Genomic DNA, 24,562 nt, shown 5'->3' with positions numbered 1-24,562 from the left:
TTAACAAAAGTAATAGAGTTTCTTTTTTTCCTTCATTGCTAGCCGTTCGTCCTGTACGAGGGCTAGTCTGTTCCTTTCTTTCGGGAGTTTTTTGATGTCCGCGCCTTCTGTTTTGATTGCCGGTTGTGGTGATGTCGGCAGTCGTCTGGCTACGCAATTGTTGGCCGCCGGCTGGGAGGTGCAGGGTCTGCGCCGTGATGTGTCGCGTTTGCCGGACGGCGTCATCGGCGTTGCTGGTGATTTGTTCAAGGAAGATTGCCCGGAAAACTGGCCATTCGGGGCGGTGGACTATCTGGTGTATTGCGCGGCGGCGACCGATCACGATGAAGCCGGTTATCGCGCTGCCTACGTACAGGGTTTGCAGAATGTGCTGAGCTGGCTGAATGACTTTGGCCAGGTGCCTGAGCGACTGCTGTTCGTGTCCAGCAGCAGTGTGTACGGGCAGCAGGAAGGAGAGTTGGTCGACGAAAATTCAGAGACTGTCGCCAGCGGATACTCCGGGCGACTGATGCTCGAAGCTGAGCAAGTGGCGCTGAACAGCGGTATCCCGGCGAGCATCGTGCGCCTGACCGGTATCTACGGCCCGGGGCGTGAGTGGCTGCTGACCCAGGTGCGTCGTGGTTATCGGGTAGCGGTCGAGCCGCCGCTGTACGGCAATCGCATCCATGCTGATGACGCGGCGGGGCTGATGGCGTTTCTGCTGCAGGCGGCTCATCAGGGCAAGCCGTTGCAGGATATCTATATTGGTGTGGACGATGCGCCGGCACCGCTGGCCGAAGTGGTCGCCTGGCTGCGGGAGTATCTGGGGGTTACCGAATGGGCTGACGACGCCAGCGTACGCCGCACTGGCAGTAAACGCTGCAGCAATGCTCGTGCGAAGGCGCTGGGCTGGACGCCGAAATATCCGAGTTACCGCGAAGGTTATGCGGCGATTCTTGAAGGCAAGTGCTGACTTTCTAACGCCACAAACCACTGTGGGAGCGGGCTTGCCCGCGATGGCGGCTTGGCAGTCAACTAAAGTGTTGAGTCTGATGGCCTCATCGCGGGCAAGCTTGCTCCCACAGGGTTATGTATTGTTCTCAGGCGCGGTTACTGTTTCTCAAGCAACCACTTGCGCTCACCCGGGGTGAACTGCGGCATTTCATCCGCCAGTGCGGTATTCACTGCCTGGAAGATTTCCAGCGCCTTGCCTTTGCGGGCAAAGATCCAGTTGTTGCCCTGGCCGTTGAGCTGCAGCCACATGCTGTCGTGGTCGCTGTTCATCGAGGCGCAGTCGCCTGCCAGGCACAGCGCATAACGGTCGGCGCCGGGCAGGCCGGACACCTGGCCGTCGGCCTGGAATTGCACGGTGTTGCCTTCGCCGTCGCCGCTGGCAATCTTCCAGCTGCCGCCCAGATAGGCTGAATACAGTGCGCGTTCGAAGCTGGCGCCGATTGGTGCGCCTTCCGGCACGGGGATTTGCGCGCGATCGAACAACTGATCCGGCTCGTTCTCGGTGGCGGCTTGTTTCATCCGGCCGCCGTCGCGTTTCAGCTCGCTACCGGAGCTGCCATAGAAGTCGACTTTCCAGGCGCCGGACTGTTCGCCCTGCAGCCGTCCTTCGACGTTCTCGAAACCGTTGGTGTAGCGGGCCTGACCGGCCTTGGTATTGACGTCCCACTCCAGGTTCGGGCCATAGGCCTGAAGCGCTTCGCGCAGGGGACCGCCCTTGGCAGCGGCATCGATCGCCACCTGGTTGATCCAGGTGCCGCTGATGTCACGGTCGGCGGGGTCGCTGGCACAGCCGCCGAGGAAAATGGCGAGCAGCGAGAGAGCAAGCGCTTTGCGCATGGTGGAATCCTTTCAAAACCTTTTCTTTACCGCAGAGCAGTCGGCGCAGCGGTTGAAGGCTGCGCCGTGTGCATTACTCGATGACCAGGATGGCATCCATTTCGACTTGCGAACCCTTCGGCAGGGCTGCAACGCCGATGGCGGCGCGGGCCGGATAAGGCTGGTCGAAGTATTTGCCCATGATTTCGTTGACCTTGGCGAAGTGGCTCAGGTCGGTGAGGAAGATGTTCAGCTTGACGATGTCCTTGAACGAACCGCCGGCAGCTTCAGCCACGGCTTTGAGGTTCTCGAACACCTGGACGGTCTGGGCTTCGAAGCCTTCAACCAGCTCCATGGTCTTTGGATCCAGAGGAATCTGGCCCGACATGTAGACAGTGTTGCCGGCCTTGATCGCCTGGGAGTAAGTACCGATGGCGGCTGGGGCCTTGTCGCTGGTGATAACAGTCTTGGTCATGTATGACTCCTTGTTAGGTGTGAATTAGGCACGCATGCGGGTGATGCGGATGACCCCGGTCAGGGCGCGCAGTTTCTTGATCACGCGGGCCAGGTGCACACGGTCGTGGACGCTGACCACCAACTGGACGACGCTGATGCGGCCATCGCGCTCGTCCATGCTGATTTTCTCGATATTGCCGTCGGCCGCGTTGACACTGCTGGCCAGCAGCGCGATCAGGCCGCGCTGGTGCTCCAGCTCGACGCGCAGTTCGACGTTGAATTCGCCGGTGACATCCTTGGCCCACGAGAGCTGGATGCATTTTTCCGGGTTGTGCCTGATTTCGCTGATGTTGCGGCAGTTGTCCAGGTGCACGACCATGCCTTTGCCCGCCGACAGGTGGCCGACAATCGGGTCGCCCGGGATCGGTGTGCAGCACTTGGCGTAGCTCAGCACCAGGCCCTCTGTACCGCGAATCGCCAGCGGCCCTTCCGGACTCGGCAGCTGTTCGCCTTCGCCGAGCAGACGGCGCGCCACGACATAGGCCATGCGGTTGCCCAGGCCGATGTCTTCGAGCAAATCTTCGATCAGCTCCAGGCGATATTCGGCGAGCATTGCCTTGACGCGCTCGGCCGGGATCTTCTCCAGCGCGCTGTCGAAACCGTTGAGTACCTTGTTCAGCAGGCGTTCACCGAGGCTGATCGACTCGGAGCGGCGCTGCAGTTTCAGCGCGTGACGGATGTGCGTGCGCGCCTTGCCGGTGACCACGAAGTTGAGCCACGCCGGGTTCGGCCGTGCGCCGGGCGCGCTGACGATCTCGACCGTGGAGCCGCTTTGCAGCGGTTCGGACAGCGGTGCGAGACGGCGGTTGATCCGGCAGGCAATGCAGCTGTTGCCGACGTCGGTGTGTACCGCGTAGGCAAAGTCGACCGCCGTAGAGCCTTTGGGCAGCTCCATGATCCGGCCTTTGGGCGTGAACACATAGACCTCGTCCGGGAACAGGTCGATCTTCACGCTCTCGATGAATTCCAGCGAGTTGCCGGCACGTTGCTGCATTTCCAGCACGCCTTTGACCCACTGGCGGGCGCGGGCGTGAGTGCCTTTCGGTTGCTCGTCACCGCTGGACTTGTACAGCCAATGGGCGGCAATGCCGTTGTTGGCCATCTCTTCCATTTCGCGGGTGCGGATCTGGATCTCGATCGGCACGCCGTGCATGCCGAACAGCGTGGTGTGCAGCGATTGATAGCCGTTGGCCTTGGGGATCGCAATGTAATCCTTGAAGCGCCCCGGCAACGGTTTGTACAAATTATGCACAGCACCCAGCACGCGGTAGCAGGTATCGACCTTGTCGACGATGATCCGGAACGCGTAGACGTCCATGATCTCGTTGAAGGCTCGACGCTTGCCGCGCATTTTCTTGTAGATGCCGTAGAGGTGTTTCTGGCGTCCGCTGACTTCGCCCTGGATGCCGTCGATGGCGAGGCAATGGCCGAGGGACTCTTCGATCTTGTTGACGATTTCCTTGCGGTTGCCCCGGGCGCGTTTGACCGCCTGGTAGATCCGCGCGGAACGCATCGGGTGCATCGCCTTGAAGCCGAGGTCTTCAAATTCGATACGAATCGCGTGCATGCCCAGCCGGTTGGCGATGGGCGCGTAGATTTCAAGGGTTTCCTTGGCGATGCGCCGGCGTTTTTCCCCGGACAGCACCTCCAGCGTGCGCATGTTGTGCAGGCGGTCCGCGAGTTTGACCAGGATCACGCGAATGTCGCGGGCCATGGCCATGGCCATCTTCTGGAAGTTTTCGGCCTGGGCTTCGGCCTTGGTCTCGAAGTTCATCTGGGTCAGTTTGCTGACCCCGTCGACCAGTTCGGCCACGGTCTCACCGAACTGCGCTTGCAACGCTTCCTTGGCGATACCGGTGTCTTCGATCACGTCATGCAGCATCGCCGCCATCAGGCTCTGATGGTCCATGTGCATGTCGGCAAGAATATTCGCCACCGCAAGCGGATGCGTGACGTACGCCTCACCGCTGCGGCGGCGTTGGCCGTCGTGGGCTTGTTCGGCGTAGAAATACGCTCGGCGGACCAGGTTGACCTGGTCGTTGCCGAGGTAGGTCGATAAGCGATCGGCGAGGGCGTCTATGCTCGGCATGATGACTCCTGCCGTAGGCTGTGTTCCCGCGCCGTGCTACGTCGACCAGGCATAGGCTTAGACGGCCTCGTTGGACTCGTCCTCGAAAGCAGCGAAGAGCGGTTCATCCTGGACGATTTCCTGCTCGGCGATGAACTCGTAGCTCATCAGGCCTTCAGCGATTTCACGCAGGGCGACAACGGTCGGCTTGTCGTTTTCCCACTGGACCAGTGGCTCTTTGCCGCCGGTGGCCAGTTGACGGGCACGCTTGGTAGAGAGCATGACCAGCTCAAAGCGGTTTTCCACGTGTTCTAGGCAGTCTTCAACGGTTACGCGGGCCATGGTATTCCTCGGAGCGAATGCAATATGCGCGCTGCCCGGTTGGGCGAGCGGACTCAACAGTTTAAAAAATCACCAGCGATTAGGGAAGCGCTGATTTTTTGACCAGACCCTTCAACGCGCTGCAGGCACCAATGTAAAGCGCTTGCAGCGGTTTTGGGAAGTGCTGATTAACCCAGCAATTCAGCCAGCAATCTGCCGAAACGCACTTGCTGGCGCTTCTGCTGCAGCTGATTGGCACGGAAAATCGCTTTCAGATCGTCCAGCGCGTGGGCGAAATCATCGTTGATGATCAGGTAATCGTATTCGACGTAGTGGCTCATCTCGCTGACTGCTTCGCGCATCCGGCCGTCGATGATCTCGTCGCTGTCCTGGCCACGGTTGGTCAGGCGCTGGTGCAGGGCTTGCAGCGACGGCGGCAGGATGAAGATCGAGCGGGCTTGCGGCATCAACTTGCGGACCTGCTCGGCGCCTTGCCAGTCGATCTCCAGAATCAGGTCGTGGCCTTCATCCAGCGTCTGCTGCAGGCGGCTTTGCGAGGTGCCGTAGAAGTTGCCGAAGACTTCGGCGCGTTCGAGGAAGTCGCCGTGTTCGCCCATCTTCACGAACTCTTCGCGGGTCACGAAGTGATAGTTCACGCCATCCACTTCGCCCGGGCGCATGGCGCGGGTGGTGTGTGAAATCGAGACGCGGATTTCCGGGTTGGTGTCGGTCAACGCCTTGACCAGGCTGCTCTTGCCCGCACCCGAAGGGGCGGAAATGATGTACAGGGTGCCGGTGTGGTGGGTCATGTCTGTTGCCTTACTCAATATTCTGCACTTGTTCGCGCATCTGCTCGATCAACACCTTGAGGTTGACGGCGGCCTGGGTGCTGCGCGGGTCGAAGGCCTTGGAGCCCAGTGTGTTGGCTTCGCGGTTGAGTTCCTGCATCAGGAAGTCGAGGCGCCGGCCAGCAGCACCGCCGGACTTGAGCACCCGGCGGACTTCAATGATGTGGGTGCTCAGGCGATCCAGTTCTTCGGCCACATCGCTCTTTTGCGCGAGCATGACCATTTCCTGTTCCAGACGCTGCGGATCCAGTTCGGCCTTCATGTCGGCGAAGCGGTCGAGGACTTTCTGGCGCTGGGTCGCGAGCATCTGCGGCACCAGTTCACGCAGGGTCACGACGTCTTCTTCTATGGAGGTCAGGCGCTCGTTGATCAGGCGTGCCAGCTCCGCGCCTTCGCGCTCGCGGCCGGCCTTGAGTTCCTTGAGACCTTGATTGAACAGGGCCAGCGCATCGGTATTCAGCGCCTGTGGATCAGTCGCGTCGGCCACCAGCACGCCGGGCCAGGCCAGTACTTCCAGCGGGTTCAGTGCCGCCGGGTTGTTGATCAGTCCGGCAACGGTCTCGGCGGCGGCGACCAATTGCGCGGCGCGCTCGCGGTCGACCTGCAACGGCTTGCCGGTGCTTTCTTCGGTGAAGCGCAGGGTGCATTCCAGTTTGCCCCGCGACAGGCCCTGACGCAGGGCTTCACGCACGGCGCCTTCGAGGTCGCGGAACGACTCCGGCAGGCGCAGGTGCGGTTCCAGATAGCGACTGTTGACCGAGCGCAGTTCCCAGCTCAGGGTGCCCTGGGCGCCGGCTTTCTCAACGCGGGCGAAGGCGGTCATGCTGTGCACCATGGCGGTGACCTCGCAATGCAGATCGGCGCAGAAGGGATGTTCCGCAGGCTCGATATCAATGAATTTAAGCCGACTGGCAGCAAAGGCGCAGGATTGTAGCGCAGTGCGGCGGATGCGCCCAAACACACGGTGTGACAAAGGGCTGCAGGCCGTCGGTTATGCGTGTTTCAGGGCCGTGGGTCGACGGCCGGAATTTTTAACCCGTGCCCAGGCGCGGTGCAGCGCTCTATAATGCTCGGCAGTTTTCCGTCCCCAGTACAGGTATTCCCTATGAAACGTCCAAGTGGTCGCGCTGCCGATCAGCTCCGCTCGATCCGCATTACCCGCAACTACACCAAACACGCCGAGGGATCCGTACTGGTCGAATTCGGTGATACCAAAGTCATCTGCACCGTCAGCGTCGAAAACGGCGTGCCGCGTTTCCTCAAGGGTCAGGGCCAGGGCTGGTTGACCGCCGAGTACGGCATGCTGCCGCGTGCCACTGGCGAGCGTAACCAGCGTGAAGCGAGCCGTGGCAAGCAGGGCGGTCGCACCCTGGAAATCCAGCGCCTGATCGGCCGCTCCCTGCGCGCTGCGCTGGACATGTCCAAGCTGGGCGACGTGACCCTGTACGTCGACTGCGACGTGATCCAGGCTGACGGCGGCACCCGCACCGCCTCCATCACTGGTGCCATGGTCGCCCTGGTTGATGCACTGAAAGTGATCAAGAAGCGTGGCGGCCTCAAGGGCGGCGACCCGCTCAAGCAAATGATCGGCGCGGTGTCGGTCGGCATGTATCAGGGCGAGCCGGTGCTGGATCTGGACTATCTTGAAGATTCCGCCGCCGAGACCGACCTCAACGTGGTGATGACCAGCACTGGAGGCTTCATCGAAGTCCAGGGCACCGCCGAAGGCGCGCCGTTCCAGCCTGAGGATCTGAACGCCATGCTGGAACTGGCGAAGAAAGGCATGAACGAAATCTTCGAACTGCAAAAGGCCGCACTGGCCGACTGAGCAGGTTCGTAACCCGCAAGGAGGATGCGATGAGTGATGAGCAAGAGTTGCTGCCCAAACCGAGCCAAGAGGTTCGCCAATGGGCGATGTTTTGTCACTTGTCCGCCTTGCTGGGGATCTGGATTCCGTTCGGCAACCTGATCGGGCCGCTGATTCTGTGGCAGATGAAGCGCGAAACTGATCCGTTCATCGACGCTCAGGGCAAAGAGGCGCTGAACTTTCAGATCACCGTGGCGATTGCTGCCGCGATCTGTCTGCTTTTGATGGTGCTGATCATCGGCTTCTTCCTGTTGGGCCTGCTGGCCATCGGGGCGCTGGTGTTGACGATCATTGCCGGGGTGAAGGCGAACGAAGGGTTCCCCTACCGCTATCCGTTTACCTGGCGGTTGATCAAATAACGATCAGCACAAATGACCTGTAATCAGCGCGCACAAAAAAGCCGACAGCGATGTCGGCTTTTTTGCATCCACGATCGACGCTTAGATGGTCAGCGTCCAGTCGTAGTCGACGATCAGCGGCGCGTGCTGCGAGAACCGCGGCTGACGCGGCAGGCGTGCACTGCGCACGAAGCGCCGCAGGCCCGGGGTCAGCAACTGGTAATCGAAGCGCCAGCCCAGATTGAGCATCTCGGCCTGTTCGTTGTCCGGCCACCAGCTGTACTGATCGCCTTCGCGGCTGACTTCGCGCAGGGCATCGACGTAGCCCATGTTGCCGACAATCTCGTCCATCCAGGCGCGTTCTGGCGCCAGGAAGCCCGGGGATTGCTGACTGTCGCGCCAGTTCTTGATGTCGAGCTTCTGCTGCGCCACGTACAGCGAGCCACAATAAATGTACTCGCGACGTTTGCGCCGCTGCTTGTCCAGGTACTTGCCGAAATCGTCCATGAGCTTGAACTTCTGGTTCAAGTCCTCATCGCCGTTCATTCCCGAAGGAAGCAGCAAGGTAGCAATACTGACTTTGTCGAAATCTGCTTGCAGGTAGCGCCCGTAGCGGTCGGCCGTCTCGAAACCGAGACCGCTGATGACAGCCTTCGGTTGCAACCGCGAATACAAAGCCACGCCACCTTGGGCAGGGACTTCAGCATCGCAGGCATAAAGGAAGTAGCCATCCAGTTGGAAGGCTGGGTCATCCAGTTCAAAGGCGGAGGCACGGGTGTCCTGCAGGCAGATGACGTCGGCATTCTGAGCTTGCAGCCAACTGAGCAAACCACGCTCGACTGCCGCCTGAATACCATTGACGTTCACACTGATGATCCGCATAAATGGCCCCAAAAATCGCGTGCGTGTATGATACACGGCGTCAAGCTAATTAGCTAAATCCGTGGTATTTGGGGTTTTTTTCATGCAAGCGTATCAGCGCGATTTCATTCGTTTTGCCATCGATCGCGGCGTTTTGCGCTTCGGTGAGTTCACCCTGAAGTCCGGGCGCACCAGTCCTTACTTCTTCAACGCCGGCCTGTTCAACACGGGCTCGGCCCTGGCGCAACTGGGGCGTTTCTACGCGGCAGCCATCGCCGAAAGCGGCATATCTTTCGACGTCCTGTTTGGCCCGGCCTACAAAGGCATCCCGCTCGCGGCAACCACTGCCGTCGCGCTGGCCGAACATCACGACCGTGACCTGCCGTGGTGCTTCAACCGCAAGGAAGCCAAGGCCCACGGCGAAGGCGGCAGTCTGGTCGGCGCACCGCTGACCGGCGACGTGCTGATCATCGACGACGTGATCACCGCCGGCACCGCGATCCGTGAAGTGATGCAGATCATCGCTTCCCAGGATGGCGCCAAGGCCGCTGGCGTGTTGATCGCCCTGAATCGTCAGGAGCGTGGCAACGGCGAGTTGTCGGCAATCCAGGAAGTCGAGCGTGATTTCGGTATTCCGGTGATCAGCATCGTTTCACTGAATCAGGTACTGGAATTCCTCGCTGACGATCCGCAGCTCAAGCAGCATCTGCCAGCTGTGGAAGCGTACCGCGCCCAGTTCGGCGTCTGACCGACTGGTGCCAAACCTGTGGGAGCGAGCTTGCTCGCGAATGCGGTGATTCAGCTTGCATCAATGTTGAATGTGCCGCCGTCTTCGCGAGCGAGCTCGCTCCCACAAAGTTTGCGATGATAAAAAAGACCCCGCTCAGTCAGGCTGAGCGGGGTCTTTTGGTTTCCGCGACGGCTTACGGACGCTTGCGATTGCTGATCAGCGTACCCACACCGGTATCGGTGAAGATTTCCAGCAGGATCGCGTTCGGCACACGACCGTCGATGATCAGCGAGCTGCCGACGCCGCCCTGAACCGCTTCCAGCGCACAGCGGATCTTTGGCAGCATGCCGCCGTAGATGGTGCCGTCGGCGATCAGGTCGTCGACCTGCTGGGTGCTCAGGCCGGTCAACACAGTGCCCGACTTGTCCATCAGGCCGGCGATGTTGGTCAGCAGCATCAGCTTCTCGGCTTTCAGCGCCTCGGCGACCTTGCCGGCCACCAGGTCAGCGTTGATGTTGTACGACTCGCCGTTCTCACCGACGCCGATGGGCGCGATCACCGGAATGAAGTTGCCTTTGACCAGCAGATTCAACAGTTCAGTGTTGATCCCGACCACTTCACCGACCTGACCGATGTCGATGATTTCCGGCTGGGTCATCTCCGGAGTCTGGCGGGTGACGGTCAGTTTCTTCGCACGAATCAGTCCGGCGTCTTTACCGGTCAGGCCGATGGCGCTGCCACCGTGGCGGTTGATCAGGTTGACGATGCTTTTGTTGACCTGACCGCCGAGGACCATTTCCACCACGTCCATGGTCGCCGCGTCAGTGACGCGCATGCCATCGACAAAGTGGCTTTCGATCGACAGGCGTTTGAGCAGATCACCGATCTGCGGGCCGCCGCCGTGAACCACCACCGGGTTGATGCCCACGGCTTTCATCAAGACGATGTCGCGGGCGAAGCCGGTTTTCAGCTCCTCGCTTTCCATCGCGTTGCCGCCGTATTTGATCACCAGAGTCTTGCCGACATAACGTCGGATGTAAGGCAACGCTTCGGACAGGACCTGGGCGGTGTGGGCGGCGGCTTCGCGTTCGAGGGTCATTCAGGGCTCCGGGTGAATCAGAACGGTAGTTGGAGATCAGGTGCAACGCGTTTCAGTTGGGTGTGGAACACCGCCTTGATACGCGCAAGTTCTGCCTCGTCATCGGCCTCGAAACGCAGCACCAGCACCGGTGTGGTGTTGGAGGCGCGCACCAGGCCCCAGCCTTTGGCGTAATCGACTCGCACGCCGTCGATGGTGGTCAGGTCAGCGCCTGGACCCCACTGTGCGTCGTGCAGTGCATCAATGATGCTGAATTTGCTCTCTTCGGTCACATGGATATTGATTTCCGGCGTAGAAATATCGTTCGGGAAGGTCGCAAACAGCTCTTCGGCGGTGGATTTTTCCTTGCTGAGGATCTCCAGCAGCCGTGCGGCGCTGTAAATACCGTCGTCGAAACCGAACCAGCGCTCCTTGAAGAAGATGTGCCCGCTCATCTCGCCGGCCAATAGAGCGCCGGATTGTTTCATTTTCTTTTTGATCAACGAATGACCGGTCTTCCACATTAGCGGGCGACCGCCGTACTCCTTGATCAGCGGCACCAGACGGCGGGTGCATTTGACGTCGAAGATGATTTCCGCATCGGGATTGCGCGCCACCACGTCGCGGGCAAACAGCATCAGCAGGCGATCCGGGTAGACGATGCTGCCGGTGTTGGTCACCACGCCGACACGGTCGCCGTCGCCGTCGAAGGCCAGGCCGAGATCGGCGTTGGTTTCCTTGACCTTGGCGATCAGGTCGACGAGGTTCTCGGGTTTGCCCGGGTCCGGGTGGTGGTTGGGGAAGTTGCCGTCGACTTCGCAGAACAGCGGAATGACTTCGCAGTTCAGCGCTTCGATCAGTTGCGGGGCGATCACGCCAGCCGCACCGTTGCCGCAGTCGACCACGACTTTCAGGCGTCGGGCCAGTTTGACGTCCTTGACGATTTCAGTGGTGTAGCGGTCGAGGATTTCGACCTGGGTCACGCTGCCCTGACCGCTGGTCAGGTCATTGGTCTTGATGCGCTCGTGCAGCACCTGGATCTGCTCGTTGGCGAGGGTGTCGCCGGCGATCACGATCTTGAAGCCGTTGTAGTTCGACGGGTTGTGGCTGCCGGTGAGCATTACGCCAGACTTGCCGGCCAGCACGTTCGCCGCGTAGTACAGCGCCGGGGTCGGAACCAGGCCAACGTCGCTGACATGGCAGCCGCTTTCGGCGATACCGCGGATCAGTTCGGCAACCAGCTCCGGGCCGGACAGGCGACCGTCACGACCGACCGACACGTTCGGTTCGCCCTGGGCCAGGCTCTGCGAGCCGATGGCGCGGCCGATCCAATAAGCGGTTTCAGTATTGAGGAATTCCGGCACGGTGCCGCGAATGTCGTAGGCACGGAAGATGCTGTCGGGAAGCTTCGGGGCGATCTTGGCTGGGGTGCTCATCTGCACAAATGCTCCATCTCGAAAAGGGCGGGACAGACCGACGATTCACTCGGCGGCAGGCTCAAACTGAAGGGTATGACGGCGTTTTCCACAGAGAGTTCGTGGTGTGAAAGGGCCATGACGCCTCGGCTGGCGTGGCTTTTGGCCGGCAAAACCTTGATTTTCGGTGTTAAAACCTGCTGTCGAAAATGCACAAATTTGTGGTGAGGGGATTTATCCCCGATGGCTGCGCAACAGATCCAAAAGTCTTGGGGCCGCTTCGCAGCCCATCGGGGATAAATCCCCTCGCCACAATAATGTTTCAGGGTTATTTAGTGCCGGTATGACCGAAGCCGCCCGCGCCGCGCTCGGTTTCGACGAACTCTTCCACCATTTCGAAGTGCGCCTGTACTACCGGCACCAGCACCAGTTGCGCCAGGCGCTCGCCGACGGTCATGGTGAAGTCGCTCTGGCCACGGTTCCAGCAGGACACCATCAGCGGGCCCTGGTAGTCCGAGTCGATCAGGCCGACGAGGTTGCCCAGCACGATGCCGTGCTTGTGGCCCATGCCCGAGCGCGGCAGGATCAGCGCGGCGAGGTTCGGGTCGCCGATGTAGACCGACAGACCGGTAGGGATCAGCACGGTTTCACCCGGCTTGATCACGATGTCCTGCTCCAGCATGGCGCGCAGGTCGAGGCCGGCGGAGCCCGGGGTGGCGTATTGTGGCAGCGGGAATTCGGTACCGATGCGGGGGTCGAGGATCTTGGCTTGCAAAGCGTGCATGTAAATTAAACCTGGTTCAGACGTTCGGCGATAAAAGTGACCAGTTGGCGAGCGATCTTGCCCTTGCTGGTCTGGGCGAAAACGGTGGCGTGAAGCTCACGGTCGATCACGCTGCAGGCGTTTTCTTCGCTGTTGAACCCGATGCTCGGATTGGCCACGTCGTTGGCGACGATCAAATCGAGATTCTTGTCTTTCAGCTTGCGTGCAGCGTAGTCGAGCAGGTGTTCGGTCTCGGCGGCGAAGCCGACACTGAACGGACGGTCGGGACGGGTCGCGATGGTGGCCAGGATGTCCGGGTTACGCACCATTTGCAGGACGAAGCCGTCGCCGCTTGTAGGGTCTTTCTTGAGTTTTTGCGGGGCAACGACTTCCGGACGGTAGTCCGCTACCGCAGCCGAGGCGATAAACACGTCACACGGGATCGCGGCTTCGCAGGCCGCGAGCATGTCCCGCGCACTGACCACGTCGATGCGCGTGACGCGATCCGGCGTTGGCAGGTGTACCGGGCCGCTGATCAGCGTCACGCGGGCGCCGGCTTCCACCGCGGCTTCGGCGAGGGCAAAGCCCATTTTCCCGGAGCTGTGGTTGGTGATGTAGCGCACCGGGTCGATGTTTTCCTGGGTCGGGCCGGCGGTGATCACTACGTGCTTGCCGGTCAGTGCCTGACGCTGGAAGCAGTCCGCCGCACACTGCGCCAGATCGGTGGCTTCCATCATCCGGCCCATGCCGACGTCGCCGCAAGCCTGACTGCCGGAGGCCGGGCCAAAGGTCTTCAGGCCACGGCTTTCAAGCAGTTGCAGGTTGGCTTGGGTCGCCGGATCGCGCCACATGGCCTGGTTCATTGCCGGCGCGACGGCCACTACGGCGTCGGTAGCAAGAACCAGCGTGGTCAGCAAATCGTTGGCGATGCCCTGGGCCAGACGGGCGATCAGGTCGGCGGTGGCCGGGGCGATCAATACCAGATCGGCCCACTTGGCCAGCTCGATGTGGCCCATCGCCGCTTCGGCGGCCGGGTCGAGCAAGTCGAGGTGAACCGGGTGCCCGGACAGCGCTTGCATGGTCAGCGGGGTAATGAACTCGGCGCCGCCATGGGTCATGACCACGCGCACTTCGGCGCCCTGGTCGATCAGGCGACGAACCAGATCGGCGCTCTTGTAGGCCGCAATGCCGCCGCCGACGCCCAGAACGATGCGTTTCCGATACAGCCGCTGCATAGGTCTGCCTTTCATTTCGTGGTTGATACGTGGCGAAACCCCCTCCCCAGGGTGAATTCGCCCGCAAAAAAGATGGGCTACGATATCACAGCGACCGCTACGGAACAGCGGCGCCCACAGACAAGGAACGTGTATGAGTATTCGCGATTGGCCGGCGGCGGAGCGGCCGCGAGAAAGGTTGTTGGAACAGGGCCCTGCGAGCCTTTCAGACGCCGAGTTACTGGCGATTTTTTTGCGTACGGGAGTCGCTGGAAAAAGCGCAGTGGACCTGGCGCGACACTTGTTGAATCAGTTCGGCAGCCTGCGTTTGTTGCTTGAGGCCGATCAGGAAGCATTCAGCAAACAGTTGGGGCTGGGGCCCGCAAAGTTTGCGCAGTTGCAGGCTGCCCAAGAAATGAACCGCCGGTATCTGGCCGAGCGCTCACGTAGAGAGCCGGCACTGGAGAATCCACAGGCTGTTCGGGATTACCTCAAATCCATGCTGCGCCATGAGCCCCACGAGGTGTTTGGCTGCCTGTTTCTTGATTCCAAGCATCAAGTGCTGACGTTCGAGGCGCTATTTCGCGGCTCGATCGACAATACCAGCGTGCATCCCCGGGAAGTGGTGAAGCGCTCATTGGCCAACAACGCGGCGGCGGTGATTCTCTGCCACAACCATCCATCGGGGAACAGCGATCCGAGCCAGGCGGATCGGCAACTGACCAAGCGTTTGCAGAAGGCTCTGGATCTGATTGATGTGCGGGTGCTCGATCACTTTATTGTCGGCGATGGCGAACCGCTGTCGATGGCGGAGTGTCGCTGGATGTAGCCGGCCTACCCTCTGTAGGAGCTGCCGGAGGCTGCGATCTTTTGATCTGAAAAACAAAATCAAAAGATCGCAGCCTCCGGCAGCTCCTACAGGGGGATTGTGCTGTGGTGGGTTATTTGAGGTTGACCTTAGAGTAGTCCTGCCGCCCAAACGGGCTGACGGAGTAACCCTGAACGTCTTTACGCGTTAGCGCATAGGCGGTCGGGTGGGCCAGTGGCAACCACAGCGCCTGCTGCTGAATCTGCGCCTGCGCCTGCTCGTAGAGTTTGGTGCGCACGCCCTGTTCGCTGGTGGTCTTGCCGGCGCTGATCAGCTTGTCCAGGTCGGCATTGCAGTAGCGGGCGAAGTTGGTGCCGGACTTGACCGCTGCGCAGGAAAACTGCGGCGTGAGGAAGTTGTCCGGGTCGCCGTTGTCGCCAGCCCAGCCCATGAACAGCAGGTCATGCTCGCCAGCCTTGGCGCGGCGGATCAGTTCGCCCCACTCGATCACGCGGATTTCCGCCTGAATGCCGATTTCCGCCAGGTCCGATTGCAGCAACTGTGCGCCCAGGCTCGGGTTCGGGTTGAGCAGGCTGCCGGACGGACGCGTCCAGATGGTGGTCTGGAAGCCGTCCTTGAGTCCGGCCTTGGCCAGCAGCGTCTTGGCTTTGGCCACGTCGTGCGGATAGCCCGGCAGGTTCTTCGCGTAGCTCCAGGTGTTCGGCGGGTAAGGGCCGTTGGCGGGTTCGGCAGTGTCTTCGAACACGGCTTTGACGTAGTTGGCTTTGTCGAAGGCGAGGTTGATCGCCTGGCGCACTTCCGGTTTGTCGAGCGGTGGATGCTGGCTGTTGATGCCGACGAAAGCGGTCATGAACGCGTCAGTCTTTTCCACTTTCAGCGTTGGTTCTTCCTGTGCGGCCTTCACGTCCAGCGGTTTTGGCGACAGAGCGATCTGGCACTCGTTGCGCCGCAGTTTTTGCAGGCGCACGTTGGCGTCCGGGGTGATGGCGAAGATCAGCGGATCGACCGCAGGCTTGCCGCCAAAATAGTCCGGGTTGGCCTTGTAGCGCACCGAGGCGTCTTTCTGGAAGCGCGTGAACACGAACGGACCGGTGCCGATCGGTTGGCTGTTGAGCTTGTCGGTGGCGTCGGCCTTGAGCAGCTTGTCCGCATATTCGGCGGAATAGATGGAGGCGAAGCCCATGCTCAGCGTCGCGAGAAACGTCGAATCCGGGTGGTCGAGGGTAAAGCGCACGGTCAGCGGGTCGAGTGCGTCGATCTTCTTGATCAGCGTCGGCAACTGCATGGACTGGGCGTGCGGGAAGCCGCTTTGCGCCACTTTGTGCCATGGGTTGGCCGGGTCGAGCATGCGGTCGAAGCTGAACTTGACGTCTTCGGCGCTCAGGGTGCGGGTCGGCTTGAAATAGTCAGTGCTGTGAAACTTCACCTGCGGGTGCAGCTTGAACACGTAACTCAGGCCATCGGGGCTGACTTCCCAGCTGTCGGCCAGGCTTGGCACGACTTTGCCGCTGGCGGTGTCGAAGTCCACCAGGCGGTTCATCAGTACGTCGGCCGAGGCATTGGTGGTGGTCAGCGAGTTGTATTGCACCACGTCGAACCCTTCAGGGCTGGCCTCGGTGCACACGCTCAGGGCGGCAGCCTGGGCCAGGGGGCTCAGCAGAAGCGGGGCGAGCAACAGGGGTAGGGCAGCGAGGCGCATGGTCGGCTTCCTTTACAGATCGAAGGCCCATCTGCAGGTGCAGTCTGGAAAAGGGTTACCCTAGAGGGCTGGATTGCAAATGACTATCCCCTTTTTGCATTTTTCGGGCCGGGACAGTGGTGTTTTTCAGACCACGGTGCACGAGGAAAAGTCGGGAACCTCTTTTAGAGCGGTTTTCTGCGACGAGTGGTCAAAACGCGCCTCAGCCTTTATCCAAAGCGTCCGCAGCCGGAAAATGCGCGTTTTTACCGGTCGATTGCACATCCATTGTTGTTGCACCCCGGTCTTTCTGGTATAAAGCAGCGCTCTTTTCTAGGGGCCCGGTTCCTTCACTGTAGGTGTAGCCGGTAAGACCTCTAAAGAAACGCGGCGCCTGGCGCCAAATGACTGAGAGATTAAGCGGCCAACCCATGCCGGGTTGGGCATGTGGTTTTAGAGGGCTGAGGCATGTCGAGAGTATGTCAAGTTACCGGTAAGGGTCCGGTAACCGGGAATAACATTTCCCACGCAAACAACAAAACCCGTCGTCGTTTCCTGCCGAACCTGCAGCATCACCGCTTCTGGGTTGAAGAAGAGAAACGTTTCGTACGCCTGCGCGTTTCCGCCAAAGGCATGCGTATCATCGACAAGCGTGGCATCAGCGTTGTGCTGGCCGAGCTGCGTCGCGACGGCAAGATTTAAGGGAGCTAATCATGCGTGAATTGATTCGTTTGATTTCGAGCGCCGGTACTGGTCACTTCTACACTACCGACAAGAACAAGCGTACTACCCCGGACAAAATCGAGATCAAGAAATATGATCCGGTTGTTCGCAAGCACGTGATCTACAAGGAAGGCAAAATCAAGTAATTGATTTTTCCCGACTTACGAAAAAGGCCCGTATCTCACGATACGGGCCTTTTTTGTTGCCTCGGATTTCTGCGGTGTCAGGCCGGGCCTCATCGCTGGCAAGCCAGCTCCCACAGTGATTACCGGTGTTCACAATATTGGTGTTAACCACAAAACCTGTGGGAACTGGCTTGCCAGCGAAAGGGCCGGAGCAGTCAGCGAAAGTCCTCAAGCCTTCTGTTCAAAGATCACATAGACCTTGCGGCAAGCCTCCAGCACTTCCCAGGTGCCACGGAAGCCGGCTGGAATCACAAAGCGGTCACCCACGCGCAAGGTCTTGGCATTGCCATCGCTGTCACGCAGCACCGAAACTCCCTGCAGGATTTCGCAATATTCGTGCTCGGTGTAGTTCACCGTCCATTGGCCAACCGCGCCTTCCCACACGCCGACACCCATTTGCCCGCAAGGGCTGTCGTACTGGTTGAACACCGCTTGCTCGGGATCGCCCTTGAGCACTTTGGCCGGGTCCGGGCGATAGCGTTCGGCTGCGCTGGTGGTCAGGCTGATGTCGACGACGTTCTGGATGTTCATTGTTGTTTTCTCCCGTGATGACGGCGCGGTGACTTGAAAGTGCCAAAGTCTATGTTTATTAAAATGAACACCGCAAGGTCGTATGGCGCGCTTATGTCAAATATATTGAAACAAACCCGGCCGCTGGTTTAGGGTGGCGGGTGCCTTGGGCCGAAAAGCAGGCTGGCCGGGCAGCATTCCTGAAGACGACCGCGAAGAACGCGGCGCTCTATTCAACAAGAGGAGGACACTCGAATGACCACCCTGACTCGTGCCGATTGGGAACAACGCGCCCGCGACCTGAAGATCGAAGGCCGCGCCTACCTCAACGGTGAATACACCGACGCCGTTTCTGGCGAGACTTTCGAGTGCATCAGCCCGGTCGATGGCCGTCTGCTGGGCAAGATCGCCAGCTGTGACGCCGCCGACGCTCAGCGCGCTGTGGAAAACGCTCGCGCCACCTTCAATTCCGGCGTCTGGTCGCGCCTGGCACCGACCAAACGCAAAGCCACCATGATTCGTTTCGCCGGCCTGCTCAAGCAGCACGCCGAAGAACTGGCGCTGCTCGAAACCCTCGACATGGGCAAGCCGATCAGTGATTCGCTGTACATCGACGTGCCCGGCGCGGCGCAGGCCCTGAGCTGGAGCGGCGAGGCGATCGACAAGATCTACGACGAAGTCGCCGCCACTCCGCACGATCAACTGGGTCTGGTGACCCGCGAGCCGGTCGGCGTGGTCGGCGCCATCGTGCCGTGGAACTTCCCGCTGATGATGGCCTGCTGGAAACTCGGCCCGGCGTTGTCGACCGGTAACTCGGTGATCCTCAAGCCGTCTGAAAAATCCCCGCTGACTGCCATCCGCATCGCTGCGCTGGCGGTTGAGGCCGGCATTCCGAAAGGCGTGCTCAACGTGCTGCCGGGCTACGGCCACACCGTTGGCAAGGCGCTGGCGTTGCACAACGATGTCGACACGCTGGTGTTCACTGGTTCGACCAAAATCGCCAAGCAGTTGATGATCTACTCCGGCGAATCGAACATGAAGCGCGTGTGGCTGGAAGCCGGCGGCAAGAGCCCGAACATCGTCTTCGCTGATGCGCCGGACCTGCAAGCCGCTGCCGAATCCGCCGCCAGCGCCATTGCCTTCAACCAGGGCGAGGTCTGCACCGCCGGTTCGCGTCTGCTGGTCGAGCGTTCGATCAAGGACAAATTCCTGCCGATGGTGATCGAGGCGCTGAAAACCTGGAAGCCGGGCAACCCGCTGGATCCGGCGACCAACGTTGGTGCGCTGGTCGATACCCAGCAGATGAACACCGTGCTGTCGTACATCGAATCCGGTCACAGCGACGGCGCCAAACTGGTCGCTGGCGGCAAGCGCATCCTCCAGGAAACCGGTGGCACTTACGTCGAGCCGACGATTTTCGACGGCGTGAGCAACGCGATGAAGATCGCTCAGGAAGAGATCTTCGGCCCGGTGCTGTCGGTCATTGCTTTCGACACCGCCGAAGAGGCGATCCAGATCGCCAACGATACGCCGTATGGCCTGGCCGCAGCAGTCTGGACCCAGGACATCTCCAAAGCGCACCTGACCGCCAAAGCGCTGCGCGCCGGTAGCGTGTGGGTCAACCAGTATGACGGCGGCGACATGACCGCACCGTTCGGCGGCTTCAAGCAGTCAGGCAACGGTCGTGACAAGTCGTTGCATGCATTCGACAAGTACACCGAACTGAAGGCGACGTGGATCAAGCTGTAAATCGTTGACGGGAGCCTGAGTGAATCAGGCTCCCGAATCGAGCAGAGATCCCTGTGGGAGCAAGTCTCTGTGCTGAGGGGATTTATCCCCGATCGGCTGCGAAGCAGTCGCAAAACCAGTGCATTTGATGGTGCAGGTTTTGAGGTCGCTGCGCGACCTGTCGGAGATGAATCCCCTCACCACAGGGTTTGCTCCCACATTTGGTTTTGTGGTGTACATAAAAATAATCCACAGGAGCGTGGACCATGCGTTGGGCGACGTATTTCGCCGTGTTGGCGTCTGTCTTGAGTGTCGGTCTGGCCCTGGGGGTCAGCATGCCGCTGGTGTCGTTGCGTCTGGAGGGGTGGGGCTATGGCTCTTTCGCCATCGGTGTGATGGCGGCGATGCCGGCAATTGGCGTATTGCTGGGCGCGAAGATTTCCAGTCATCTGGCGGCGCGTTTCGGCACAGCCAACCTGATGCGCCTGTGCCTGTGGGCCGGCGCGTTGTCGATTGGCCTGCTGGCGCTGCTGCCGAGTTATCCGGTCTGGCTGGTATTGCGCCTGATGATCGGGGTGATCCTGACCATCGTGTTCATCCTTGGCGAAAGCTGGATCAACCAACTGGTCGTCGAAAACTGGCGCGGGCGACTGGTCGCTCTGTATGGCAGCAGTTATGCATTGAGCCAACTGTCTGGTCCATTGCTTCTGGGGGCGTTGGGTACTGAGCATGATTATGGATTCTGGGTCGGCGTCGGGCTGCTGACGATTTCGCCTTTTCTGTTGATGGGCCGCAGCGGGGCGCCGAGCAGTGAAGCCAGCAGTGTGACCTTCGGCGATCTCTGGGGATTTGCCCGCGAGTTGCCGGCGATTGCCTGGGCGGTGTCGTTGTTCGCCGCGTTCGAGGCGATGATCCTCACGCTGCTGCCGGTGTATTGCCTGCAGCAGGGCTTCACTGCCGAGATTGCGCTGGCGATGGTCAGCACCGTGGTGGTCGGCGACGCGCTGTTGCAACTGCCGATTGGCGCGTTGGCAGACTACCTGTCGCGGCGCACGTTGTTTACCGGATGCGCGGTGATCCTGATGCTGTCGAGCCTGGCGATTCCGCTGTTGATCGACACGCTGCTGATCTGGCCGTTGTGGGTGTTGTTCGGGGCCAGTGCCGGTGGCCTGTTCACCTTGTCACTGATCCTGATCGGCGAGCGTTATCGCGACGATGCGCTGGTGCGAGCCAATGCGCACATTGCGCAGCTGTGGGGTGTGGGCTGTCTGATCGGGCCTTTGCTCGCGGGAGCGGGCAGCCAGTGGATCAGCGGGCATGCGTTGCCATTGTTGATGGCGGCGGGGGCGTTCGGGTTGGTGATTCTGCTGATGCGTCAAGGTGCATTCGGGACGGTGCAGACGGCTTAAGGTCAAAAGATCGCAGCCTGCGGCAGCCCCCTGCAGGGAAATCGCATTCCTCCACTCCAGGAGCTGCCGCAGGCTGCGATCTTTTGCTTTTTAAAGCATCCGTTCCAGGCCCACCGTGGTGCTGAACCACGCATTGAAGCGCCGCCACCAGCTCCCGGGTTCCTGGGTCAGCGTGTGCATCTGACCGTTGTCCTCGGTCACCCAGACAATCTTCCCATCCTGCAATTTCGCCTGATAACTCAGGGCTGGCGCCATGCCTTGCAGCGCCAGTTCGCGCACGTGTCCGGCCAGCTCCGGGCTGTCCACCAGCACCCCGACTTCGGTGTTCCACAACACTGAGCGCGGATCGAAGTTGAACGAGCCGATGAACGCTTTCTGTCGATCGAAAATCATCGCCTTGCTGTGCAGGCTGGAGTCCGAGCCGCGGAACGACTTGCTGTAAAACAAATGCGGACCGCTGCCATAGTTGTCCCCGGGCTGACGGCGCAGTTCATACAGTTTCACACCGTGTTCCAGCAACGCCTTGCGATACGGCGCATAACCTCCGTGCACCGCCGGCACATCGGTGGCTTGCAGCGAATTGGTCAGCAGGCTCACCGAGACCCCGGCGTCGGCGCGTCCGGTCAGGTACACCAGCCCCGGCTGGCCGGGCACGAAGTACGCCGAAATCATGATCAACTCTTTGCTGACGCCGCGCAGTTCCGGCGCCAGTTGCGTGGTCAGCAGCAGTTGCGGATCCGGCTCGTCCTTGGCTAGCACCTTGCTTGGCGCGTCCCACAGTGCCTGGTTCCAGGCCCAGATCAGTTCCTTGCGCCAGATATCCATGCGTGGCGCGGTCTTGAACGTCATCAACTGTTGATACAGCGCGTGGTTCTGTTTGCGGGTTTCATCCAGCGATTCTTCCAGGCGCGTGCGGGTGTTTTGCAGGTCTTTGATGCTCGGTTTGCTGGAGAGGAATTCGTCGATCGGCTTGCTCAGCGCGCTGTTCCAGTACTGGTCAAAACTGTGCCCGAGCTGTTCGGCCACCGGGCCCACGCTGAGCATGTCGATGTCGGTGAAATTCAGGTTCGGCTCGGCATCGAAGTACTCGTCGCCCAGATTGCGCCCGCCGACGATGGCCACGCTGTTGTCGGCCAGAAACAGTTTGTTGTGCATGCGCCGGTGTTGCAGCGACAGGTTGAACAGGCGTCCGGCTGCGCGGGTCACGCCGGTGCTGCGACCCAGGTGCAGCGGGTTGAACAGGCGAATCTGGATTTGTGGGTGCGCCGCCAGCGTGGCGATGATCGTGTCCAGACCGTCGCTGGTGGTGTCATCGAGCAGGATGCGTACGCGCACGCCGCGGTCGGCAGCCTTGAGCAGTTCTTCCACCAGCATCCGCGTGCTGACACCGTCGTGAACGATGTAGTACTGCAAGTCGAGGCTGGTTTGCGCATTGCGGATCAGCTCGGCGCGCGCGGTGAACGCTTCAGTGCTGTTGGACAGCAAGCGGAAGCCGGAACGGCCCTGATAGGGCGCGGCCTGGGCCTGGATCGAGCGGCCGAAGCTGGACTTCGACGCAGGCAAGGCCTGGCTCGGCTCACGGGGTACATCAAAGCTGGCGCAGCCGCTCAGGAGCGAGGCGAACATCAGCAAAGCGAGTAGGGGCTGTCTGAAGCTCACGTAGGAACGTTCCGGTCGGCTGCAAAGGTCGGCATATGGACGCTGATCACTCGAAAAAGGTCAGTCGGCTTCGGCCAGTAGTTTGATCGCCGCTGCACCGACCTTGCGCACCGCTTCTTCGATCTGCGGTGTCGGTTTGGCAGCGTAGTTCATTCGCAGGCAATTGCGGTACTTGCCCGAGGCGGAAAAGATGCTGCCCACGGCGATCTGTACGCCTTGGTCATGCAACGCACGATTGAGTTTCAGCGTATCGAAACCCTCCGGCAATTCGACCCAGAGCATGAAGCTGCCCTGTGGACGGCTGGCGCGGGTGCCGGGCGGAAAATAGCGAGTGACCCAGTCGATCATGATGTCGCGATTACGCTGGTATTGCGTGCGCATCCGCCGCAAATGCGGTTCGAAGTGCCCGGACTTGAGAAATTCTGCGATGGCAATCTGCGGCTGCGGCGCGGTGGAACCGGTGCTGATGTATTTCATGTGCAGCACCCGTTCCAGATACCGTCCCGGCGCGACCCAACCGATGCGCAGCCCCGGCGCCAGAGTCTTGGAAAACGAACTGCACAGCAGCACGCGACCATCCTCGTCGAAGGATTTGATCGTGCGCGGTCGCGGGTAGGTGTAAGCCAGTTCGCCATACACGTCGTCCTCGATGATCGCCACATCGAAACGCTGCGCCAGCGTCAACAACGCGCGTTTGCGCGACTCCGGCATGATGTAGCCCAGCGGGTTGTTGCAGTTGGGGGTGATCTGGATGACCTTGATCGGCCACTGCTCCAGCGCCAGTTCCAGCGCTTCGAGGCTGATGCCGGTCAATGGATCGGTGGGGATTTCCAGGGCTTTCATGCCCAGCCCTTTGAGGGTCTGCATGGCGCCGTGGAAGCTCGGCGAATCCACCGCGACGATATCGCCCGGCTCGCAGATCGCGTGGATGCTGGTGGACAGCGCTTCGTGGCAACCGGTGGTGATCACCAGATCGCTGGCGCTCAACTGGCAGCCGGAATCGAGCATCAGTCGGGCGATCTGTTCGCGCAGTTCGAGGGTGCCGTGGATGTTGTCGTAATACAGCCCGGGCATGTCCTGCCGGCGGCTGATCCGCGCCAGCCCGCGCAGCAGTGGTTTCAGGGTGGGCGTGGTCACGTCGGGCATGCCGCGACCCAGTTGAACCACGTCCTTGCGCGGTACCGCGCGAATCAGCTCCAGCACTTGATCCCACTGCGAAATCTCCACCGGCCGCTGCGCCGGACGGCCAACGGCAGGCAGCTCCGGCAGCTCGCGACCGACCGGCACAAAGTAGCCGGACTTGGGTTTCGGCGTTGCCAGGCCGCTGTCTTCAAGCATGCGATAGGCCTGCTGCACGGTGCTCAGGCTGACCCCGTGTTCTACGCTCAGGGCGCGCACCGAAGGCAGGCGATCACCGGGACGGTAGAAGCCTTGTTCGATGCGGGTGCCGAGCAGCTCGGCGAGGTTCACATACAGGGTCATGGCACTGCCTCGATGCAGGTGATTCGTTAAACCAGTACAGATGCAGCAAAAATCGGTGATTCAGACGCAGAAACGGCAAATCTGTATGGGATTAATACAGATGTGTTGAATCTGTAATGCTTTTGCCGACCCGCGCATCATGGAATCTCTGGCTACCCAAGTAAACAGGAGCGACAAAAATGAACGGCTTGAGCGATGTGCGGCTGACGTTACACAGTCAGGAACTGGCGGCAGGGCAGGAGGACAGCGCATGGAATAGCGCCATGCGCAACGCGCCGTCCGGCCTGAGTCGCTGGGGCCTGTTCTGGCATCGTCTGCACACGCGCAAGGCGCTTTTGAACCTGACGCCGGAGCAGCTCAAAGATATTGGGCTGACCCGGGAGCAGGCGCAGGAGGAGGGGTTGAAGCCGTTCTGGCGGCTGTAACCTGATTTGGAATGCATTCCCCTGTAGGAGCTGCCGCAGGCTGCGATCTTTTGACTTTATTTTTGAAGAGCAGAAGATCGCAGCCTGCGGCAGCTCCTACAGGGGC

At 60.4% G+C, this 24,562-nt stretch carries 24 protein-coding genes and 1 pseudogene; 10 read left to right on the top strand and 15 right to left on the bottom strand.

Translation table 11 applies throughout. The features are described from left to right. Positions 1–94: 94 nt before the first annotated feature. Complete coding sequence (locus HXW87_RS02935; protein ID WP_047297278.1) at positions 95–952, top strand: SDR family oxidoreductase; 858 nt, start codon at positions 95–97, stop codon at positions 950–952. Positions 953–1,089: 137 nt separating this feature from the next. On the opposite strand, the gene HXW87_RS02930 is transcribed toward HXW87_RS02935, so the two are convergent. The 6 genes from HXW87_RS02930 to HXW87_RS02905 all read right to left on the bottom strand — a co-directional run bounded on the left by HXW87_RS02930 (position 1,090) and on the right by HXW87_RS02905 (position 6,397). Further along, positions 1,090–1,830, bottom strand: coding sequence for a hypothetical protein (locus HXW87_RS02930; protein ID WP_027610405.1), 741 nt, complete (start codon positions 1,828–1,830; stop codon positions 1,090–1,092). A gap of 73 nt (positions 1,831–1,903) precedes the next feature. Next, entirely contained in the window at positions 1,904–2,284 is a 381-nt protein-coding gene (locus HXW87_RS02925; RefSeq protein ID WP_003229509.1) for a RidA family protein, read from the bottom strand. A gap of 24 nt (positions 2,285–2,308) precedes the next feature. Beyond that, complete coding sequence (gene spoT / locus HXW87_RS02920; protein ID WP_041071922.1) at positions 2,309–4,414, bottom strand: bifunctional GTP diphosphokinase/guanosine-3',5'-bis pyrophosphate 3'-pyrophosphohydrolase; 2,106 nt, start codon at positions 4,412–4,414, stop codon at positions 2,309–2,311. Between the two features lie 57 nt (positions 4,415–4,471). Further along, a complete protein-coding gene (gene rpoZ / locus HXW87_RS02915) occupies positions 4,472–4,735 on the bottom strand; it encodes a DNA-directed RNA polymerase subunit omega (protein WP_008030604.1) in 264 nt (87 codons plus the stop codon). A gap of 167 nt (positions 4,736–4,902) precedes the next feature. After that, positions 4,903–5,523: a guanylate kinase gene (gene gmk / locus HXW87_RS02910; RefSeq protein WP_041071927.1), complete on the bottom strand. Its 621-nt coding sequence runs from the start codon at positions 5,521–5,523 to the stop codon at positions 4,903–4,905. 10 nt (positions 5,524–5,533) lie between these two features. Then, complete coding sequence (locus HXW87_RS02905; RefSeq protein WP_182403028.1) at positions 5,534–6,397, bottom strand: YicC/YloC family endoribonuclease; 864 nt, start codon at positions 6,395–6,397, stop codon at positions 5,534–5,536. Between the two features lie 270 nt (positions 6,398–6,667). Here HXW87_RS02905 and rph point away from each other — a divergent pair, with 270 nt between their 5' ends. Beyond that, positions 6,668–7,390 carry a ribonuclease PH gene (rph, locus tag HXW87_RS02900; protein WP_027610407.1) on the top strand — a complete coding sequence of 241 codons (723 nt, stop codon included), beginning with the start codon at positions 6,668–6,670 and terminating at the stop codon, positions 7,388–7,390. A 29-nt stretch (positions 7,391–7,419) separates the two neighbouring features. Next, entirely contained in the window at positions 7,420–7,788 is a 369-nt protein-coding gene (locus tag HXW87_RS02895; protein ID WP_003229492.1) for a DUF4870 domain-containing protein, read from the top strand. 81 nt (positions 7,789–7,869) lie between these two features. Here the strand turns inward: HXW87_RS02895 and HXW87_RS02890 are convergent, their stop codons facing one another. Further along, on the bottom strand, positions 7,870–8,649 hold the full coding sequence (locus tag HXW87_RS02890) for an exodeoxyribonuclease III (protein ID WP_003229491.1): 780 nt from the start codon (positions 8,647–8,649) through the stop codon (positions 7,870–7,872). 82 nt (positions 8,650–8,731) lie between these two features. On the opposite strand from HXW87_RS02890, the gene pyrE reads away from it, so the two are divergent. Further along, on the top strand, positions 8,732–9,376 hold the full coding sequence (gene pyrE, locus HXW87_RS02885; protein ID WP_041071932.1) for an orotate phosphoribosyltransferase: 645 nt from the start codon (positions 8,732–8,734) through the stop codon (positions 9,374–9,376). 175 nt (positions 9,377–9,551) lie between these two features. Here the strand turns inward: pyrE and argB are convergent, their stop codons facing one another. The 4 genes and pseudogenes from argB to coaBC all read right to left on the bottom strand — a co-directional run bounded on the left by argB (position 9,552) and on the right by coaBC (position 13,849). Then, positions 9,552–10,457, bottom strand: a complete 906-nt coding sequence (argB, locus tag HXW87_RS02880; RefSeq protein ID WP_003229488.1) for an acetylglutamate kinase — start codon at positions 10,455–10,457, stop codon at positions 9,552–9,554. 17 nt (positions 10,458–10,474) lie between these two features. Then, positions 10,475–11,872, bottom strand: a pseudogene (locus HXW87_RS02875) (phosphomannomutase/phosphoglucomutase); the annotation flags it as partial. Positions 11,873–12,179: 307 nt separating this feature from the next. Continuing rightward, positions 12,180–12,635: a dUTP diphosphatase gene (gene dut, locus HXW87_RS02870; RefSeq protein ID WP_003229483.1), complete on the bottom strand. Its 456-nt coding sequence runs from the start codon at positions 12,633–12,635 to the stop codon at positions 12,180–12,182. A gap of 5 nt (positions 12,636–12,640) precedes the next feature. Then, positions 12,641–13,849 (bottom strand): bifunctional phosphopantothenoylcysteine decarboxylase/phosphopantothenate--cysteine ligase CoaBC, encoded by a 1,209-nt coding sequence (gene coaBC / locus HXW87_RS02865; protein WP_182403026.1) that lies wholly within the window; start codon positions 13,847–13,849, stop codon positions 12,641–12,643. A gap of 133 nt (positions 13,850–13,982) precedes the next feature. Here coaBC and radC point away from each other — a divergent pair, with 133 nt between their 5' ends. Beyond that, positions 13,983–14,657, top strand: coding sequence for a DNA repair protein RadC (gene radC, locus HXW87_RS02860; protein WP_239778408.1), 675 nt, complete (start codon positions 13,983–13,985; stop codon positions 14,655–14,657). A gap of 112 nt (positions 14,658–14,769) precedes the next feature. On the opposite strand, the gene HXW87_RS02855 is transcribed toward radC, so the two are convergent. Further along, on the bottom strand, positions 14,770–16,356 hold the full coding sequence (locus HXW87_RS02855) for an ABC transporter substrate-binding protein (RefSeq protein WP_239778407.1): 1,587 nt from the start codon (positions 16,354–16,356) through the stop codon (positions 14,770–14,772). A gap of 447 nt (positions 16,357–16,803) precedes the next feature. Between HXW87_RS02855 and rpmB the strand changes: the two genes are divergently transcribed. Together rpmB and rpmG are read left to right on the top strand one after the other, a co-directional pair. Beyond that, complete coding sequence (rpmB, locus tag HXW87_RS02850) at positions 16,804–17,037, top strand: 50S ribosomal protein L28 (protein WP_003229474.1); 234 nt, start codon at positions 16,804–16,806, stop codon at positions 17,035–17,037. Positions 17,038–17,048: 11 nt separating this feature from the next. Next, on the top strand, positions 17,049–17,204 hold the full coding sequence (gene rpmG, locus HXW87_RS02845) for a 50S ribosomal protein L33 (RefSeq protein WP_003177274.1): 156 nt from the start codon (positions 17,049–17,051) through the stop codon (positions 17,202–17,204). A gap of 207 nt (positions 17,205–17,411) precedes the next feature. On the opposite strand, the gene HXW87_RS02840 is transcribed toward rpmG, so the two are convergent. Further along, entirely contained in the window at positions 17,412–17,774 is a 363-nt protein-coding gene (locus tag HXW87_RS02840) for a cupin domain-containing protein (protein WP_041071946.1), read from the bottom strand. Positions 17,775–18,008: 234 nt separating this feature from the next. Between HXW87_RS02840 and HXW87_RS02835 the strand changes: the two genes are divergently transcribed. Together HXW87_RS02835 and HXW87_RS02830 are read left to right on the top strand one after the other, a co-directional pair. Then, positions 18,009–19,502: an aldehyde dehydrogenase gene (locus tag HXW87_RS02835; RefSeq protein WP_041071948.1), complete on the top strand. Its 1,494-nt coding sequence runs from the start codon at positions 18,009–18,011 to the stop codon at positions 19,500–19,502. A 245-nt stretch (positions 19,503–19,747) separates the two neighbouring features. After that, positions 19,748–20,890 (top strand): MFS transporter, encoded by a 1,143-nt coding sequence (locus HXW87_RS02830; protein WP_239778406.1) that lies wholly within the window; start codon positions 19,748–19,750, stop codon positions 20,888–20,890. Between the two features lie 90 nt (positions 20,891–20,980). Here the strand turns inward: HXW87_RS02830 and HXW87_RS02825 are convergent, their stop codons facing one another. Both HXW87_RS02825 and HXW87_RS02820 read right to left on the bottom strand, forming a co-directional pair. Further along, complete coding sequence (locus HXW87_RS02825) at positions 20,981–22,549, bottom strand: phospholipase D family protein (protein WP_182403011.1); 1,569 nt, start codon at positions 22,547–22,549, stop codon at positions 20,981–20,983. A gap of 60 nt (positions 22,550–22,609) precedes the next feature. Continuing rightward, on the bottom strand, positions 22,610–24,031 hold the full coding sequence (locus tag HXW87_RS02820; RefSeq protein ID WP_047297271.1) for a PLP-dependent aminotransferase family protein: 1,422 nt from the start codon (positions 24,029–24,031) through the stop codon (positions 22,610–22,612). Positions 24,032–24,210: 179 nt separating this feature from the next. On the opposite strand from HXW87_RS02820, the gene HXW87_RS02815 reads away from it, so the two are divergent. Further along, a complete protein-coding gene (locus HXW87_RS02815) occupies positions 24,211–24,456 on the top strand; it encodes a DUF1127 domain-containing protein (RefSeq protein ID WP_131670735.1) in 246 nt (81 codons plus the stop codon). Positions 24,457–24,562 lie beyond the last annotated feature (106 nt).

The organism is Pseudomonas sp. Y5-11, assembly GCF_022368695.1.
Classification (GTDB): Bacteria; Pseudomonadota; Gammaproteobacteria; order Pseudomonadales; family Pseudomonadaceae; genus Aquipseudomonas; species Aquipseudomonas parakoreensis.
Note: the sequence above shows the minus strand (reverse complement) of the source record. Positions and strands in the feature narration are given on the sequence as shown.